Origin of the sequence: Corynebacterium tuscaniense (assembly GCF_008693065.1) — a bacterium.
Lineage (GTDB): Bacteria > Actinomycetota > Actinomycetes > Mycobacteriales > Mycobacteriaceae > Corynebacterium > Corynebacterium tuscaniense.
In genome coordinates this window covers 1-515 of sequence record NZ_VXKH01000217.1, presented here as the reverse complement: position 1 = coordinate 515, position 515 = coordinate 1, and the positions used below count along the sequence as shown (strand labels likewise).

Here is a 515-nt window from a genome sequence, read left to right as displayed (position 1 = left end):
GGCCCTCCTCGATGTTCGTGACGGTCAAGCGGATTCCATCGGAATCAACGGCATCCCCCTTGCCGCCGGCGACATTTACGGAACTCATGGACGGCGAATCCGGACCTTCATCCACATCGAAGATCGATGCCGTTTCGGCTTCACCGTCGGCATCGATGCCCGTGGTTGCGGTAACCGACGAGGCGCCGGTGAAGAACCCGAGCGTAAAAGCGACGACAACGCCAACGACGGCGAGGATGATGCCGAGGATCAACGGGGTTTTGCTGCGGGGCTTGTTCACGGGAATCGGGTGAGCATTGCCGTATGGGGACGGGCCTGCGTTAAAGGGAGAGGACATGCGCGGACTTTCTGGCTCAGGCGATCGTCATGGACGTCGCAAGGAACGCATCCCTTCCGGATCAAGGGAGCGAAACTACGGCCGATGCAGTGCGAGCGCCAATTGGCTGCCCGTCTTTGCGGCCAAATCAGAATGATAGATAGGCCTGTGGATGTGTTGCTCACGGTATCGAACACCG

The 515-nt window shown here is 59.4% G+C and carries 1 protein-coding gene; it reads right to left on the bottom strand.

Going from position 1 to position 515, the window contains the following annotated elements:
- A partial coding sequence (locus F4V54_RS11350) for a hypothetical protein (protein WP_150387199.1) occupies window positions 1–337 on the bottom strand: 337 nt, incomplete at its 3' end.
- Window positions 338–515 lie beyond the last annotated feature (178 nt).